The organism is Clostridium zeae, from assembly GCF_017312485.1.
Taxonomy (GTDB): Bacteria; Bacillota; Clostridia; order Clostridiales; family Clostridiaceae; genus Clostridium_AR; species Clostridium_AR zeae.
On record NZ_BMBA01000004.1, the window covers coordinates 193,995 to 210,585 of the forward strand.

The following is a 16,591-nucleotide window of genomic DNA, read 5'->3' on the forward strand; positions in this document are numbered from 1 at the left end:
AATCATTTTACCGCATGTATTGCTAAATAAAATTATAAAAATTTTACAGGAAGTGTTCTAATCGGTGCAATAATTTCAGCGCTTTGTCACTGTCATTCTGCACTGTAGCTATCTCCATGAGCTTGTAGAGAGCGTATTGAATCCCGTCTTCAACATTGTTTTCTTCTAAGGTTGTAATCATATATTCCATCTTCTGTTCAATTCGTTTGAATTCTTTGTTTTCCTCAAGTATTTTTACTAGATTTTTGTAGTTATCGACTAGCATATCGAAACGCCTATATTGATCTGCCAAGTCTATAGCCAGCTCGTGCAGTAGTATGCTCTCCTCACGCATGCCTTGCGCAAGCAATATCTTACCTTTTAACGCCAAGGTGCTAGACAAAAACTCTTTATTTGTTGCAAGTTTATGTTTTTGTGCTTCAGATATATATAATAGAGCCTTTTCATAATTCTCGACCTTATAATAATACTCCGCTATGTTATTATAAATGAGTCCTAATAAAGATGGATCGCAAGTGCGCACTTCAGGAATTATCTCAAAGAATGCTTTTCCAGCTTCGTGGTCTTTATTGGTATAAAGTAATACTGTAGCTTTCATTAATTTAGCGTTAACTAAGACTAGCTGATCCGCCTTAACTTTATGATTTATAATGTTATTATCTAGCACAGCCAAACATTCATCGTATTTTTTCATTTGCCCGTATACTGTTGCTAAGGACTGACTTGCTATGAAATAATTATTTTGTACACCAAACTCCTCAGCGTATGCTACCGCTTGTTTATAGAAGAAAATGGAGTCTTCGAATTGATTACTTCTTAACTTACAATTACCTAGATAGCAGAGTATCTCAATTTGCGGAACATAAGATCTTATTTCTTTGTACTTCCCTAATGCGCTGTGTAGATTGCTAAAAGCCTGGAAGTACTCTTTTTCATTAAAGTAGAGAAGGCCATTTTTCCTATATGTTTCTGCTAGTAGATCATCAAGATGGAAAGACTTTTCAATCTCTATTAGCTCTTCTAAATCTTTGTGGCTAAGAGCTTGTCCATTTTTGATTTCATTTTCGCAGTAATACCTGGCGTCTTCTTCAGGAAATCTAGAAAAATACTCATCGTCAAGCTCAAGGTTTACGTGAATCCTCTTTGCTATATCTATAAACTTCTCAACTAGCTTCTTAGAACTCGCTTTACTTATAGATCTTTTTCCACTTTCCATCATGCTAATAAACGCCCTAGTCATGTTTTCCCCTTCTAGGTCCGCTTGATTTACTCTAAATTTTTTCCTCATCAGTTTAATTTTTTCACTTGGAAGATAGAACTCCAAACTACTCACCCCTCTTTACTGATATGCTTAATAACAGATACATGTACGTATAATTATACCTCTTTTTTACAGTGTAATACACTTATTTTATAAAAAAATGTAAATTTATTAAAAATATGAAAAAAAAGCAAGAGCTTTCGCCCTCGCGTCTAATTACTTCATCCCACCGTATTTCCTACTTAAATCTAGTACGTAAAATGTTTTTGCTTCTACCCAAGGATCGTCCAGCGGTAAGTCTAATCCCGTAGTCCCATCCCATTCCTGAAAAGCCGCATGCCAATCTCACTCGCTCACAATATCACGATATTGATTCTGCAGATCTATAAGCTCTATTGCTCTATAATCAAAATCACGATCTCCCCAAATCGATGTATTCATACGGTAGGTAATACAAACATGAATGTATCCACATGGTACACAATTTTATTGATTAACTCTAATACGTAAAGCTCTGCTACAGGAGTTGGCTCAACTGCTTTTTCTTCAAGATCTATGCCTAGATATTCGCTATTTCTGAAACAGCTCCTTTTTTGTGTAGATAAAGCGTTACTTTAAAGTTCACATACTATATATAAGTAATTAACACTTATATTATAAATTAAACCACCTCTGCCTGGCCCTTAGCATCCTCTCTCCTTTTTGAATATAAAAGAATGAAGCTTAAAATTAGTGCAATTACAAAGAAAATGGTGAAAAATCTGAAGCTAGAATCTATTGAATTAACTAAATTACCATTCATATTTATACTACTTAAACTCCCTATTCCTACTATTGCTTTAGAAACTACATCTGCAGGTATAACCACTTCAATCGTTAATATTACTAAAGTTTGGCTTAAAGCCTTACCTATATTAAGAATTGTATAATATATTCCTGAAGCTGCTCCACTGTCCTCCTTAGGTACTGCTGATAATACAGTTTTCGCTAATGATGGCCATGCTAAGCTATTCGCTATGGATAATAGTATTAGTGGGAATACCACAGCTGAAACAGATAATTCCGCCCCAAGCCTTCCAAGCATGAATATTCCTATAATAAGAAAAATTATTCCAAAGGTTAGAGTCTTTAAAGCTCCAATATGATCTACAAATCTTCCTGCAAAAGGTCCGAGTATAAGTTGTGGAACAGATAGTGAAACCATTAATAGTCCTGATAAAGTTGGATTTAGATGTAGCGCACTTTGCAAATATATGCTTAATAACAATGGTAATGAAAAATAAGCTATACAGTAACATAATGTAATTCCAAGTCCAATTGAATACTCTCTGTATGAAAGTAAACTAAAATTGAATAATGGATTTTCCACACGTAATTCCGTAATTATAAATATACCCCATAATAAAATTGCAAATATACTTAACCCAATGGTTTTATATGACAACCATCCTAAGGACTGTCCCTCAGAAAGTACTATCATTGTTAATATTAAACCTAAGCTAAAGGTAAATATCCCAACCCAGTCATTTTTTAGTTTAATATTAGGCTTAACATCCTCCAGCACCAAAGCGGCACCTATTATGCAAATTAGTACAAAAGGTACTGTAATAAAAAATATTGAACGCCATTCAAAGTGAGTAATTAAAGCACCTCCAACTACAGGCCCAACTATCGCTCCAATTACCCAAGAAGTAGCATTAATGCTTAAAGCTAATCCAAGTTGACTGCTAGGAAAAGTCTTTACTATGGTTGGAGTTGCAGTGGCCATTGCCAAAGCAGCCCCGGCCCCTTGAATTAATCTATATATATTCAAAGTTAATCCTGAGCCTGCAATTCCACAGAGTATTGTACCAACAGCAAAAATTATAAGTCCTATCATGAAAATTCTTTTTGCGCCTACTATATCCGCCCACTTTCCAGCAGGTAATATTAGCACTGTACTTGCAATAATGTAGCCTGTAATTATCCATAGCCCTGCTGTTACAGAAATATTTAGTCCTTTCATCATCTTTGGCAGGCCTATTATCACAATAGTTGAATCCAAATTTGTAATAAATGATACTAAGGTAACAACAAGTAGAATACTCCATTTGTGTGTTTTAAAATTCTTCATATAATCTCCTTATCTATAAATGGAATAAATTTTCGATTACAAATAAAGCTTTATATTGTTTATCCCATCGAAGCCATTTAATTTTATTTTCTAAATATAGTTTACTTGAGATTATATATCATGTAAAATGATTATATCAGATATTAAGATTCATATTTTGTGATATATTGAGGTATGTAAATGGAAAGTAATGAATTAAGAATTTTTAGAGCTGTAGCACAAACAGGGAGTATAACAAAGGCTGCCCATGCCTTAGGCTATGTTCAATCCAATGTGTCCGCTAGAATTCAGCAATTGGAATATGACTTAAAAACACAATTATTTTATAGGCAGCGCGGCATGATCTTAACCCCTGCTGGTGAAAAATTATTAGCATATGCCGAAAAAATCATTTATTTACTAGATGAAGCTGATAAAGCATTAAATGATTCTTGTGATCCTTCTGGTAGTTTGTCAATTGGCGCAGTTCATACAGTATCAGCTATGCGACTACCTGAAATCTTGTCACAATACCATAAAGCTTATCCTAAAGTTGATTTATCGCTTATAACCAGTCAATCTGACGAACTTATTTATAAAGTTAAACACTTTCAATTAGATGGTGCTTTTATTAAAACTTCTTCTATTACTGATGACAGTATCGTTAGCGAACTTGCATTTGAAGAAAATTTAGTACTTATCTCTAATTCTAAATATACTAAAGTAGAGGATTTATATCCTAAGGCCTTCTTAATGAGTTCAACAGGTTGTCCTAACAGAACACAACTTGAAAACTGGCTTAAATCTAAAGGTGTTTATAATATACGATATATGGAATTTAATAATTTGAATTCTATTATTGAAGGTGTGATAGCTGATCTTGGTGCATCTTTTGTTCCTAAATCTACTATTAAAGAATATGAGGAAAAAGGTCTTCTAAAATCATTTCCTGTACCTGATCAATATAACACCACAAGAACTTTTTTTGTAAGAAGAAAAGATTCCTTAATGACTACTTCCCTTTCAAAATTTATAGAAATGATAGAACAAAACACAGCATATAAAAGAATTTAAGAAAATAAAACAACCCACGAAGTTCTATTTATTAAAACTTCGTGGGTTTTGCTATTATTTTAATATTTTCACATTTTTTTGAGCTTTGCAGTAAAGATTTAAAGTCTTACTTATAAAACTATTTTATATGAACTATAAAACTTTTTCCCTAGTTTCCTATTTTAAATTTTAACTTGGGAAATATATAACTATTAAACTATTTAAATATATAACTATTTACACAAAAAAGGGCGGTATGCCCGTCCCTTTAATATATGCCTTCTTTAATTTTTCTTTTATTTATAGCACTTCCTAGCAGATAAGCAGCTGCAATCCAAATAAATAAGTAAATAAGCTGGTTACTGAATTGAGATAAGCTTTTTCCTTTTTCTATTCCTTGTATCATCGTCATATATGCTTTCTGAGGCAGTGCACTGCATAGTTTATCCAAAAACTTATTACCTTCGGTAAAAGATATATAGCAGCCTGACAGTAAACTAGTCAGCATATAAATTCCAGTGGAGACTAAAGAGTACTCTGAACCTAAGACTGAAGCTATAAAAAGTGCTAATGAGGTTGATAGTGCAGAAATTATGGCAACTAATATAAACATCATTCCATAACTAAACCCCATATCTACTTTAAAAACAAGTTTGGTAGCTGCTAAGGCTAAATAAGAAGGTATAAAAATGCAGGAAAATGTGAAGAGCTCTTGTGTAAAAAGATATATTCTCTCATTTGCCGGAGACATCAGTATTCTTCTTAAAGTTTTTTTATCTCTATCCTCAGTATACAGTGTTATCAGTGCTACCCCTTGCATTAATAGAATCATAAGAATAAAACCTAAGATGTTCGTTCCCTCACCTTTTTTTGAGGTATCCTCAATATTATCTGGCAGTTTGCCTGTTTTAAAGTATGCTTCTATGACTTTTTTATCTTTTTCATTTTTCAAGGTGGTTACTATATAATCGCTATTATGTTTTTCTACTATAGCGACATACTTTCCCATAAACAGAGAAGAAATAGGTGGCTTTTCTTTTAAAATATCAATATTCACCCTATTATCCTTAGGAATATTAAGGTTTGTAGCTGATACAAAAGCAACAGTCCCTTTTATAACTGCTTTTTCTGAAAATAGCACTGCAGCTCCAATCATAACTGGTATAAGAATAAAGGCAATAACTATAGTAGCTTTTTGTGCTAAGGTTCTTCTTAGATTATTTTTAAAAATATTTAATATATTCATTATACATACTCCTCTGGCTTAAAGGTTATATGAGTTATAATAATGCAGATTATAGAAAAAACTGAAATTACGCCAAGTGTAGATATATACATACTAAAGTCATTATCATAAATGATTTTAAAAGCACATTCTGTGATCCATTTTATTGGTGATATAACAGATATTTTAGTTATTAGCTTACCAAGACCTTCTACAGGGAAGAAACTTCCTCCCAAAAATACAAATATTAATATAGGAATCTGCATTATGGAATTTGCAAGTTGCTCTTTTTTAAAAATACTGCAAAACATTGTACCAAGACAGCAGCCGAATAAGGAAAGTACATTTATAAGAATAACCACGTATAAAACATTTTTCCCTCCAAAGTTCATATGCAGGATATATTGAGCAAAAAGTATAATAAGACTGTAGCAAACTATACCTACAATATATGTGGCAATTAATTTGGAAAGATATATCTCTGCCTTGGAAACTGGCGCATATATAATACGGGTATTACCCTTCTTAACCTTTTCTTCCATAAAGGTATTTGTTGCTGTCATTGCCAGCATAATTGCTGTAAAAATCATCAGGGTGACTCCATAATAATCATAAGAATTAATACCTAAGGAGCCATACCCTCCCTTTGTAATAAACCCAATAACTCCAATAAGTATCAATGGAAATATAGTGTTTGCAATTATTAAAGTTGGATTTCTAATTATATTAACAATATCGAATTTTACTATTTTTATTAAATTCATATCATGCCCCCCCTTTTACTAATCTCTCAAATTTCTCCCTGTAAGCTCCAGAAAGGTATTCTCCAAGGATGCTTCTTTGCTATTCATACTTTTAATTGTGCAGTTTCTTTTTAGGAAGACTGCTATTATTTCATTAAGATTATCCTTTGATTTTAATGAGGTTAGGTATACTTCATTTTCAAGAATTTTAACCTTTTTAATTCCTTCTATTAAATAAAGCTCTTCATCGATCAGCTTCTCTGAATTGTTAACATTAAAAGAATAAGAAATCTCATCATTAACCCTTTGCTTCAGTTCTTCATTTGTTCCTTCAGCTATTATCTTACCTTCATTCATTATGATTATTCTGTCAGCAATAGCTTCTACTTCCTCCATATAGTGAGTGGAATAAATCACAGCTGCCCCTCTAGCCTTCAGTGTTTTAATGGAATCCAATATATGATTTCTTGATTGAGGATCAATACCTACAGTAGGTTCATCCATTATTATTATTTTTGGCTTATGAGCAATGGCACAAGCTATATTTAGTCTTCTTTTCATCCCTCCTGAGAAAGTCTTTGGTTTATCTGACTTTTTATCATAAAGTCCTACTAACTCTAAGGCTTCTCTAACTTGTTTCTTGAGTTCATTTCCTTTTAATCCATAAAGACTTGCGAAAAAGCTTATATTCTTTTCAGCACTTATCTCTTCATAAATAGCTATATCTTGAGGAACTATTCCTATTGACTGCTTAATAGTTTTTGCATCCTCCTTCAGATTGTGCCCTAAAACATCTATCTCTCCCTTATCAGACTTCAATATGGTAGATAAAATGTTAAGAGTTGTGCTTTTTCCTGCACCATTTGGTCCAAGAAGTCCTAAAATTTCTCCATCTTTCAATGAAAAATTGATACCTGCAACTGCTTTTTTTGAACCATAATTTTTTTCAAGATTTTTTACTGTAATGATATCCTTAACCATACTCTCTCCTTCTAGACATTATATTGTCTATTTGTATATTTTTAAAATTGCATTCTATTACCTAAATATGCAACATTTCAAATCTATAATCATTTACAAAACTTTGCCGTTTTCTTAGCATAGGCTCTTCAAATATAAAATTATTACTACATTTTTTACAATGTTCTTTTCATACTTTAGACAATATATTGTCTAAAGTAATAATAATACTTTCTCAATGTTTAGTCAATATACTGTCTAAATATTTTCATAATTTTTTTATACAACAAAAAAGGAACTATAACTAAAGTTATAACTCCTTTTTTAAGTTTCTTCGTCTTCCAAATTCATTTAATACTTTCTCCTGAAATTCACTTGGATCCACGCCAAGGTCTAAAAATCCTTCTGATTCAAAACCATCCTGTTCTTCACCATCAAATTGATATAACTTCTTTAATAGATTCCATAGTGTTTCTATTTCACTTGAAGAGAAATCCTTAAACAAGTCTGCAAATAAATAAATTCCATTTTCAGTGCACTTTACAATTACCTTTGTTCCTTCTTCAGTAATCATAACGTTGATAGCTCTTTTGTCCTTAGTGCTAGGTACAGTTTTTATATAGCCTTTTTTCTCCATTATATCTATAAGCTGTTTTACGCTTTGCTTTGTAGTTCCTAACTTCCTTGCAATATTATTTATAGTTCTTTCATCCTCATCTAGATGCGCCATTGCAACTATAGTCATATACTGCCTTGAGGTCAGCCCTTCAAGATATTTATCGCCTACCATTTGTACCTTATTGGTAAGTGAAAATAATGTTGCATATGCTTGCTGCATTAAAAACAGTTCTTTAAAAACATCCATTAAAATCACCCTTCTTCTCTTAAGTCTATCTTTGAATTAGATTCTTAGCCTAATGATAGCAAAATATTCAAAGTTCATCAATATACTGTCTAAATTTCTATAGTGTACGCTCCATCACTTCTAAAGTAATTAGTTTTCACAAATTTTTATCTTTACAGACTATTAATTTTTTTATAACGATATAAAAAAGCTTCTTTGTTCTATAATACTTTTGGTTACTACAAAGTATTACCATTAGCTATGCAATGCTAACCTTAATATTTGTTGGAAGCAACTTAAGCTGTTCTTCCTTAATACTAGAATCAGTTATCAACTGATCAATTTGATTGAAGTCTGCAAATCTATATAATCCATCAATGCTAAACTTGGAACTGTCCGCAGTTAGGATGACTTTTTTAGAGTTTTCTATTATCTTCTGCTTAACTTCTAATTCTCTATAAGATCTAGAACAAGGTCCTTTTGAATGAAACCCATCGCAGCCCATAAAGGCTATATCAGCGTGTATGTTTTCAATGGTATTACCTGCTAAATGACCAACGAAGGACATACTTTTTCTTCGTAATTCACCACCGGTTACAATGAGTTGGTTTTTAGTATTTTCTAAAATCTGTGCGGCAATAAAGGAACTAGTGACTATGACTAGATTACTTCTAAGATTTAATAGCTTAGCAATTTGCAACACAGTAGTTCCAGAATCTAAGATGACAACACCTTTCTCAGGTATCATTTCAACTGCCTTTTGTGCAATCTTAAATTTCTTATCTATATTAACTAATAACTTATCATCAAAATATTTCTCTAGATAATCGGATTTATTCACCAATATCCCCACCTCATTTACCAATATACTCTTAATATAGCCTGGCCTCTTTTTTACAAAATAAATGTTTCAATTTCCAAAGCTACACCATCATTTTGCACCGTATCTGTAACTTTTTTAGCATGGCTCTTAACAAAGTCATTAGCATTTCCCATGGCAATTCCGCAGCCAACTGTGGACAACATTTCTATATCATTTAGCCCATCACCAAAGGCATAACTATTTTCTACAGGTATATCTAAAAACTCTAGAACCTTTAAGATTCCTGATGCTTTGGAATTTGTTTTAGAATATAGTTCAAAAGATCCATCTGAATTGTTAAGACATGAAAACCTATCCTTCTCTATAGATGTACAATAATCAATCCCTTTTTGATCCTTACATAACATTTCAATCTTATATGACTCAACCTCTTCAAGTTCAAAGTCACCTAATAGATATTTCTTAGATATACTGTAGGTATCATAATAAGAATGGAGAGCTTTATGATCATCCTTAATATATGAGTATTCTTCCCCTTGTAAAATATATTCAACGCCAAGTTCTTCAAACTTGTCAACCATTTCCTTTACAACTTCTTTTTCCATAGCTTCCTTATGAATGCATTTATCTCCAACCTTAACATATGAACCATTAGTAAATACGAAACCATCAAATCCAAAATTAAGTATTACTTCATTTAGAAAGGCATACGGTCTTCCTGTTGCAATGAAAACATAATTTCCCTTTGCCTGCAATTCACGTATAGCTTTTTTAACCCTAGGAGTAATATCTGTTAATCCATTTAAACAATCAATTAAGGTACCATCAATATCAAAAAATACCGCCTTTTTCATACTACTTTCATCCTCCTAAACAAATTGTAATTATATTCTTTTTCATTAGCTGTCATTCATTATCATTTTATTTCGTTTATTCCCATTTGTCAATATTTCAATTGCACTTTTTTAAATTAATTGATAAAATAGAAACAAATGAGAACAATTTGGAGGAAGCTATGTTTATTGAGGAACGACATAAACAGATTTTAGATTTAATAGAAAGCGAAGGCAAAGTATTAGTTAAGAATTTAAGTATTCAGTTTGGTGTAAGCGAAAGCATGATTCGAAAGGATCTTCAGGTTTTAGAAAAAAATAATCTGCTGCAGCGTACCTATGGCGGTGCAATTAACATAAAGAGAACTATCGTAAATGGAGAAAGCTTCTCAAAGAGAGTAGAAAAGGATACAGATTTAAAAGAAGTGATTGCTGAAAAAGCCTATGGAGTAATAAAAGATGGCGACACCATTTTTTTGGATGCCTCAAGTATATCATACCTTCTTGCTAAACTTATTACGGATTATAATAGAAATATTACCTTAATTACAAACATGGTTGAAATCTCATCAATGCTTGGAACAGATTGCCGCGTACATACAATCTTTATAGGTGGGGACTATAATCCTATAATCGGTGGAAATGTAGGTTCTCACTCAAATGAGCAAATTAAACTCTATCGCTGTAATAAGGCCTTTATTGGCTGTGGTGGAATTGATCTTGGTGACGGAAGTGTAAGTTCTTGTGAGTCCGAAGATGCTGGTACCAAAAAAGCAATTATGGAAATCTCGAAGGAATTATTTTTACTTGCTCCAAATGAGCGCTTTAACCTCGATGGGATCTATAACTTTGCAAATATATCAGATTTTCATGGAATTATTACTGAAACAGATCCTAGTGATGCTATAATGAATTTACTTAGCCAATATGATATTAAATTAATATAGATTTTTAATGCAAAAACACGCTGAAATGATCATCTTCAGTGTGTTTTTGCATTAAGCAATTTAATTGCCTCTACTACATTTTCATTTGTCAATCCTACAGTTGCATCTGTCTTTATTTGATGCACTTCAATTTCCTGATTATTCAAATCTAAATCATCAACAATCAAGTACTCTTCAATGTTATCATTTTTATTTAACCACAATAAAATTTCTCTTGCTTTTACCAAACTGAATTTTTTAGTTTTTCTAATTTCCTCAGTTGTAAGATCAGGTGTTTTATCGTATATAAATAAATTATGAGCTTTCAATATTTCAGTAAAGTATATGGATTCATATCTAAGTGGATTCATATTGTCATCAAACCAAAATCTCCATCCAGAATGTAAGACAATTTTAGCATCCGTTTCATTTATAAGCTTAGATAACATTAAAACTTTTTCAGTATCAATAAACTTGCCTTCACTGATTTCTCTTTCATTAGCATCATTCCAAAAATTTGAATTCAATACTCCATCAATATCTAAAAATAATATTTTCATTCTTCTCTCCATATCTAGCGTTCACATTTTTATATTTAAGTTATCACTACAGTAAAATCTTTATTTTAATTGCAAAATTACATAAACCGTTCATATTAATTGATTAAGAATAAATTTTCAACAAAAAACACTGATTCTTTTATATATGAAATCAGTGTTTTTTCGTTTTTAATTATTATTTCCTCAAGATCTTATCCATTGCTTTTCCTTTTGCTAACTCGTCAATCAGCTTATCCAAATAGCGAATTTCCTTCATAGTTGGTTCTTCGATGTCTTCAACTCGAACACCGCAGACCACACCTTTAATCAAAGAACGTAAAGGATTCATTTGAGGAGCGTTTGCAAAGAAGGTCTCAAAATCTGTCTGCTTTTCAAGTTCTATTTCTAACTCTTCCTGGCTATATCCAGTCAACCAACGTAAGATTTCATCGACTTCTGTTTTCGTACGTCCTTTTCTCTCAGACTTATTAACGTAAAGTGGATAGACACTTGCTACACTCATTTTATATATATTATGTTTTGTCATGATATATCCTCGCTTATGTGGTTTTCCTTATTGTATCATTAAAAACAGTCACATTCAAAGGAAAGTCATCTCTATTGTTTATAAGATAATTTAATCTTATTTTAAGCTGGCTATAAATCATGAATTATACTTACTCATAGAGAAAATTTCCTCTGAATTCATTTCAAGTATATCCTTTGGGGTAATATCAGGATGGATTTTTCTAAAGCTATCAATAATTCTATGTCCAAAGAAGTAGCCAGCGCACCAAGGTATTCCTAAATCCTCATTTCCAAACATATAAGTTCCATAATCAAAATTAGTTTCACTTAATACCTTTGAATAATGGTTATTCCACAATTCCTTTTCTTGCTCCTTAGAAATTTGAGAAATCCATTTTGGATTCAATGTAGGATTAAGACTTTTAGCAAAGGAATCTGCTTGTCCATCTATCAACAAAGCTTCAATACAGCTTCCTGTACGCCCTCCATGAACTACATGCCAATAATTTCCCCATACCGAATGGTGATACTCATGGGCAAATACATATGAAATCCACTTAGAATAGTCTTCGGCAAATGGATTAACCTGTATTAACATATTACCGAATACACTAACCCCTTGAACACCATTCTGTTGTTCCTTAATAGTAGTTTCTTCATCATCAAGAGGGTAAATTGCAATTACTATTGTATCATCATCATAATTAGGCAGTGCCTCTGAAGCACGTAAAAACTCATTTTTAATCGTATCGATATTTATTTCTCTCAATAGTTTTATCTGCTGTTTCAATTTTTTTACATCTTTTATTGGCTTTGGCTTTCTGTCAGACATATCAAAAGGTGCCCATTGACTAAGCTTCTCCCAGTAAGGCATTATAGCATATTTATCCCATAGCTCCTTATAATCTGCATTATCTTTTTCCATCTCCAAAAGATAACCATCCAAATTCTCATAAACCGCAATTATTTCTAAATTCATTCGTTCTCCTTCCGATATTAAAATGCTTTTAAAATTTGAAATAGTCAAACTTCATCTATATAGAAATTATAGCATATTTTTACATATAATCTATCTTTAAAAAAGTTTTGTAGTTTATTACTTTTAGTACATCTATTTATAACATTTATTTTGTAAAATGCTCTAAATTCAGTCAGCGGTGTTGTTAAGATACCTGTTGTATTCATCAATACAATAAAAAAAGAAGAACCCCACATCAGAGGATTCTCCTTCTTCATTATACACTTGGTTTAGATTTATAATAATTTTCCAAGCTCAGTATTCTTTATCAATTCACCTAATGGTATATTTTTTAATGGAAGATTATCAATGCCAAGACATGTCTTTGCAGCATTAATTAATACACGAATATCATATTGAGCTGGATATACAGGATCTACTTGTTTTTCAAGATCTAGTAATCCGTATACAGCCATCACTGCACTTCTTACAGAGTACTCTACTGTAAATACACAGTCTTCAGGGATTTCTGCAAACTGTCCTAAGAAGCCAAAGTTCTTGCTTCCTGCTGGAATTACATTAGGCCTGTCCCCTGCAACACGAGGCATAAATTGTGAAGTAATGTATGGCATCATGCTAGGGATTACATTAACTGTATGTGATAGAATTTCTGGAATTCTATCTTGTAAGCCCATATGATAAAGTAGTTCTTCAAACATTTCACGTCCTGTACACTCTGAGAACGTCTTTTTAATGTAGTCTCCTGGTACATCCATATTCAATGCATATGCCCAAAGTACCTTTACATTATCTGGTTGACCTATAAAGTGTGGATGCTTTGGAACAACCCAACTCATAAACCAGCTTGAATCTTTTATTGTAACAAGTCCACCCATACCAGGCTTGTCTCCTGTAAGCTTTAGAATATATGGGAATACAATATCATCATCCTTTAAAGTTATAGTAAAGGACATCCATTTTGTCTTATCAATGTCACTGCAGAATTTTTCTGGACGGCCGAAGTCTGATGACTTTTTAGCTAATTTTTCCCATACGCTGAAACAGCCTTTATCTTCAGATCTATTTAAAATCGCTGGATGATCAAGATCACCTTTTGTAGTATTTTCAGTCATTGAACCATTAGTAAATAACACTATATCATCGCTCTTTACATTAATGATTTCATCTTTACCATCTTTAATATAGTGGATTGCTGTAGCTACTTTTTCATTATTTGAAAAATCAAAGTCTATATCTGTAACTTTGCAGCCAGTTTCGAAGCATACATCCTTTTCCTTAAGCCATGTAATAAGTGGAAGTATTAAGGAATCATATTGATTGTATTCTGTATGAAGAATACCTTGTAATTTGTTCATACCACCTATTAAATGCATGAATCTTTCCATATAACGCTTAACTTCAACTACACTATGCCACTTTTCAAAAGCAAACATTGTTGCCCAGAAGTACCAGAAGTTTGTTTCGAAGAAGCTGTCCTCAAAATATTCTCCTATTGTAGTTGCGCCAAGTGCTTCCTCAGTTAGCATGTGAAGCTTTGCAAGTTCCATTGCGTTCTTCTTTGATAACCCAAGGTTTGAGAAATCAGCCTTTTCTCCTTGATTTTGCACTAATCTGCAGTGAGATTCGATTGGTTCTTCTATATTGAATTGACGAAATTCATCTAATACACTTATATTTTTATCTTTTAAGGATGGGATAAAACTGTAAAGGTCCATAAAGCATTCAAAATGCTCTTCAATCTCTCTTCCACCTCTTGCAGTATAGCCTTTTTCTGCCATTCCAGCACCATCCATGGAGCCGCCGAAAATCTCAAGTTGTTCAATTACATGAATGTTCTTTCCTGGCATATGTCCATCTCTTATTAAAAATGCAGCAGCAGATAATGAGCCTATACCTCCACCAATTAAATATGCATTTCTTGTCTCTATGTTCTTTGGTTTATTTGGATTGATTCTTTGATAATTATTCATATGAGATCCTTCCTTTCCTATATTAAGGGATAACCAAATTATAATTTTTAAGCACCCCTGAATGATTTAATGTCATTTGATATACTTATAATACTTTTAATACAAACCTTATTCAAATAACAAAAAAAGCATCTGTGTAAAAATTTCACAGATGCTTTAAAGTGTGTAAATTATAAGAGAAATATCTCATGTTATATATGTGAAGTTACCTTTCTATCATTGACTTTCATAATCCTCAGTATGGTACCTCCCAGCATTCTTTCAACTCTATCAGCAATGTCTTCTTTTTTTTCTTTAAGACCAGTATTTATCCATTCCAGAAATTGTCCGGTTATAGCATAAGAAAAAAACACTGCTGTTTCCTTCTTTATTTTCTCATCAACATCCATATCTTTTGTTATGTCCTTCATAACGCCTTCTAATACTGTAGTAAAGGTCTTACACAGGAACATCTCAAGATGCTCACGTCCTAAAGATTTTGTGGTGTTTATACATATGGTTTTATTATCAAAGGTGTATTGTAGAACAAGAAAGAGCCCATCCTTCCAGTTAGATAAACTGCAGCATTGATCAAGTTCTTCAATAACTTCGTTTTCAAATATCCACTTGAGTAAATCATAAACATCATGAAAATGATTGTAAAAGGTATGCCTTGTAACTCCACAAGTATCTGTAACCAGCTTTACTGTTATTCTATTTATTGGAGTATGCTTCATCAATTGTTTTAGAGAAAGAGCCAACGCATTTTTTGTGACATGTGATGCAGACATATACGTAAATCATTCCTTTCTTAATACGCAATGTACAGAACTCGCAGAAGCGATACTGTAAATATGTTAATCAAAATTACATTTAAATAATAATTAAGTAAATTGTACTTGCCTGTTAGAGATTAAAAATAAATAACCAATCGCAACATTAAACAAATCTCAGTAATATTTATTATTGCCACTTAAGCTAGCACAAACTGTTAATTTTAGTGGACTATTATATTATAAACATTACAGAGCAATAAGTAAAAGGCAAGAAATGATTTATAATGGTTAGTTAGGCAAAATTTCAATAGTTAATAACGAAACTGCCCTCCAAATATACCAATTGCGTTGCTTATAAAATCAACTACTCTATTTTACAAATATAAATTATAATTGTAATAGCTTATGTAGATGTGTTGCTTCACTTTATAATTTATATTTTCAAATTGAAGCAGTACTCCTTGAAAGAAAGGAAGATGAAAACTTGAGAGTATATATTGCTATAGATTTTGAGGATAACATTAAAAGTTATTTTGATAAAATAACTTCACATATAAGAAATCACTGTATTGAAGGTAGTTTTACAGAAAAAAGCAACTTTCATATGACAATTCGATTCATAGGAGAAGCTGATGAGCTTCAGATTTTTAAAATAAAAGAAGTGATAGATAAAGCAGTTTTAAATATAAGATCTTTTGAGTTATTAGTAAATAACTTAGGAATTTTTAAAAGAAAAAAGACAAACATTTTATGGGCTGGAATAGAAGAAAGCATTGCCCTTTCCGAGCTTCATAAAAAACTTTCCGCGCTATTAAAAGAATATAAGCTACCATTTTATGATAAGCTTTTTATGCCCCATATAACCTTAGGACGAAGAGTAGCCTTTCAAGATGATTCTACAGACTTGGATAATTTGATTCAATTTGAGAGAATTAATATTTCAGTAAAAGCAATAACCTTGATGGCCAGTAAAGAAGTAAACGGAAAGCTAAATGGTATACCGCTTTATCGTGTTAACTTGAAAGAATTATGCTAGCCGACCCTTGAAAAAACTTGTAAA

17 protein-coding genes are annotated in these 16,591 nt (G+C 32.0%); 3 read left to right on the plus strand and 14 right to left on the minus strand.

Going from position 1 to position 16,591, the window contains the following annotated elements:
- Positions 1-43: 43 nt before the first annotated feature.
- On the minus strand, positions 44-1,240 hold the full coding sequence (locus J3477_RS18070) for a tetratricopeptide repeat protein (RefSeq protein WP_206871340.1): 1,197 nt from the start codon (positions 1,238-1,240) through the stop codon (positions 44-46).
- A gap of 682 nt (positions 1,241-1,922) precedes the next feature.
- Complete coding sequence (locus J3477_RS18075) at positions 1,923-3,374, minus strand: MFS transporter (RefSeq protein WP_206871341.1); 1,452 nt, start codon at positions 3,372-3,374, stop codon at positions 1,923-1,925.
- A 180-nt stretch (positions 3,375-3,554) separates the two neighbouring features.
- On the opposite strand from J3477_RS18075, the gene J3477_RS18080 reads away from it, so the two are divergent.
- Complete coding sequence (locus J3477_RS18080; RefSeq protein WP_206871342.1) at positions 3,555-4,427, plus strand: LysR family transcriptional regulator; 873 nt, start codon at positions 3,555-3,557, stop codon at positions 4,425-4,427.
- 247 nt (positions 4,428-4,674) lie between these two features.
- Here the strand turns inward: J3477_RS18080 and J3477_RS18085 are convergent, their stop codons facing one another.
- The 6 genes from J3477_RS18085 to J3477_RS18110 all read right to left on the minus strand — a co-directional run bounded on the left by J3477_RS18085 (position 4,675) and on the right by J3477_RS18110 (position 9,855).
- Positions 4,675-5,652: an ABC transporter permease gene (locus J3477_RS18085; protein ID WP_206871343.1), complete on the minus strand. Its 978-nt coding sequence runs from the start codon at positions 5,650-5,652 to the stop codon at positions 4,675-4,677.
- On the minus strand, positions 5,652-6,395 hold the full coding sequence (locus J3477_RS18090; protein ID WP_206871344.1) for an ABC transporter permease: 744 nt from the start codon (positions 6,393-6,395) through the stop codon (positions 5,652-5,654). Before J3477_RS18090 ends, J3477_RS18085 begins: the two co-directional genes overlap by 1 nt.
- 18 nt (positions 6,396-6,413) lie before the next feature.
- On the minus strand, positions 6,414-7,355 hold the full coding sequence (locus J3477_RS18095; RefSeq protein WP_206871345.1) for an ABC transporter ATP-binding protein: 942 nt from the start codon (positions 7,353-7,355) through the stop codon (positions 6,414-6,416).
- A 289-nt stretch (positions 7,356-7,644) separates the two neighbouring features.
- The gene (locus J3477_RS18100; RefSeq protein WP_206871346.1) at positions 7,645-8,199 is read right to left on the minus strand and encodes a MarR family winged helix-turn-helix transcriptional regulator; all 555 of its coding nucleotides are present in this window, start codon (positions 8,197-8,199) and stop codon (positions 7,645-7,647) included.
- A gap of 238 nt (positions 8,200-8,437) precedes the next feature.
- Positions 8,438-9,019 (minus strand): DeoR/GlpR family DNA-binding transcription regulator, encoded by a 582-nt coding sequence (locus tag J3477_RS18105; RefSeq protein ID WP_206871347.1) that lies wholly within the window; start codon positions 9,017-9,019, stop codon positions 8,438-8,440.
- 53 nt (positions 9,020-9,072) lie between these two features.
- A complete protein-coding gene (locus tag J3477_RS18110; protein ID WP_206871348.1) occupies positions 9,073-9,855 on the minus strand; it encodes an HAD family hydrolase in 783 nt (260 codons plus the stop codon).
- 161 nt (positions 9,856-10,016) lie between these two features.
- On the opposite strand from J3477_RS18110, the gene J3477_RS18115 reads away from it, so the two are divergent.
- A complete protein-coding gene (locus J3477_RS18115; RefSeq protein ID WP_206871349.1) occupies positions 10,017-10,781 on the plus strand; it encodes a DeoR/GlpR family DNA-binding transcription regulator in 765 nt (254 codons plus the stop codon).
- Between the two features lie 35 nt (positions 10,782-10,816).
- Here J3477_RS18115 and J3477_RS18120 read toward each other — a convergent pair whose 3' ends face one another.
- The 6 genes from J3477_RS18120 to J3477_RS18145 form a co-directional block, all read right to left on the minus strand.
- Positions 10,817-11,320 (minus strand): HAD domain-containing protein, encoded by a 504-nt coding sequence (locus tag J3477_RS18120; protein WP_206871350.1) that lies wholly within the window; start codon positions 11,318-11,320, stop codon positions 10,817-10,819.
- Between the two features lie 175 nt (positions 11,321-11,495).
- Positions 11,496-11,846, minus strand: a complete 351-nt coding sequence (locus J3477_RS18125) for a DUF2200 domain-containing protein (protein ID WP_206871351.1) — start codon at positions 11,844-11,846, stop codon at positions 11,496-11,498.
- A 117-nt stretch (positions 11,847-11,963) separates the two neighbouring features.
- Positions 11,964-12,806, minus strand: a complete 843-nt coding sequence (locus J3477_RS18130) for a DUF2268 domain-containing putative Zn-dependent protease (RefSeq protein ID WP_206871352.1) — start codon at positions 12,804-12,806, stop codon at positions 11,964-11,966.
- A 44-nt stretch (positions 12,807-12,850) separates the two neighbouring features.
- Complete coding sequence (locus J3477_RS18135; RefSeq protein WP_206871353.1) at positions 12,851-13,042, minus strand: hypothetical protein; 192 nt, start codon at positions 13,040-13,042, stop codon at positions 12,851-12,853.
- Between the two features lie 39 nt (positions 13,043-13,081).
- A complete protein-coding gene (locus tag J3477_RS18140; protein WP_206871354.1) occupies positions 13,082-14,776 on the minus strand; it encodes an oleate hydratase in 1,695 nt (564 codons plus the stop codon).
- 191 nt (positions 14,777-14,967) lie between these two features.
- A complete protein-coding gene (locus J3477_RS18145) occupies positions 14,968-15,546 on the minus strand; it encodes a TetR-like C-terminal domain-containing protein (protein ID WP_206871355.1) in 579 nt (192 codons plus the stop codon).
- 469 nt (positions 15,547-16,015) lie between these two features.
- Between J3477_RS18145 and thpR the strand changes: the two genes are divergently transcribed.
- Entirely contained in the window at positions 16,016-16,567 is a 552-nt protein-coding gene (gene thpR / locus J3477_RS18150; protein WP_206871356.1) for an RNA 2',3'-cyclic phosphodiesterase, read from the plus strand.
- The last annotated feature ends 24 nt before the right edge of the window (positions 16,568-16,591 follow it).